The 1009-nt window shown below is 44.1% G+C and carries 1 protein-coding gene; it reads right to left on the bottom strand.

All coding sequences use genetic code 11. From position 1 onward, the window contains the following. Positions 1-164: 164 nt before the first annotated feature. Positions 165-608 (bottom strand): acetyltransferase, encoded by a 444-nt coding sequence (locus DWB84_RS18780; RefSeq protein WP_255429090.1) that lies wholly within the window; start codon positions 606-608, stop codon positions 165-167. Between the last annotated feature and the right edge of the window lie 401 nt (positions 609-1009).

Below are 1009 nucleotides of genomic sequence, written 5' to 3'. Positions count from 1 at the left end.
GCTGCCTCATGGCGAAATTCAGGGCTAAAGGTTGGTCTGGTACGATTGCTCATTGGACACCTATTTAGTTAGATGAAGTGATAATATCACTTCTAATTAGGTGGCCAAATTCACTATGCCACTACAATTGACGGTGGAATAATCGCGTGGGGGGGTAACTTTTGTCATCCCAAAACAAGCCCCATATGCAACAATGGGTAGGGCTTCCCCTGGTTGTCAACGGGCGAGCGCCCCACTACTGAAAAGCCCATCTTCTGATAAAAACCCACGGCCTGCTCGTTCTGCTCATTCACATCTACCTTCCAAGCACCTTGATGGTCAACGGCATAATTAACCAGTAATTTTCCAATGCCTCGCCCACGCATTTTTGGGGCTATAAACAGCATTTCAATATTGCCGTCACTAAGACCACAGAAACCAACGGCTTCGCCTTCTTTTGACTTGGCAACTACCAGATCAACCATAGCGAAATATTGCTCTAATACCAGCGGCTTCAATTCTTGCAGATATTCTTCACTGATAAAGTGATGTGTGGCTCTTACAGAAGCTTCCCATATGGTGATTAGGCTTTTGTAATCGGATTTCTTTGCTGGTTCTATGATCATCATTCTTATGCAATGTTTTATTCGTAGAAAATTGTAGTAATTGGGCCAAGGATTTAATTGGGACTAAGCATATGTCAAACGCCAATTCACCCAATAAACGATTAAGGCAAAACCAACTACAGTCTGAGCAGCCAAAATATAACGCAGTATGTAGTGACCCGCTCCGCGATAAAGACGTTGCGCAAGATAACCCAAAAGAAACATGAGAAGGAAACAGAACGACCAAGCAATCCATCCAATACCGTTGCCAAGACATCCCTCACCTTCACAGTGCAGTATGAAGTGGTCCAATCCTACCGGACACCTCGTTAAGGTGGTTAAACTACCGATAGAGGTGATCTATGACAAGTGTCAAAAAGAGAAAGAAATTTACGCCTGAATTCAAGCGGGAAACGGTAGCCCTG

This window comes from Saccharophagus sp. K07 (genome assembly GCF_014336955.1).
Classification (GTDB): domain Bacteria; phylum Pseudomonadota; class Gammaproteobacteria; order Pseudomonadales; family Cellvibrionaceae; genus UBA5868.
The sequence above is the reverse complement of the archived record's forward strand: the minus strand, read 5'-3'. Positions and strand labels throughout refer to the sequence as shown.

What these genes read in the sequence shown, in the direction of transcription:
- DWB84_RS18780 (WP_255429090.1), bottom strand. Translation starts at nt 608, where the DNA reads ATGATGATCATAGAACCAGCAAAGAAATCCGATTACAAAAGCCTAATC.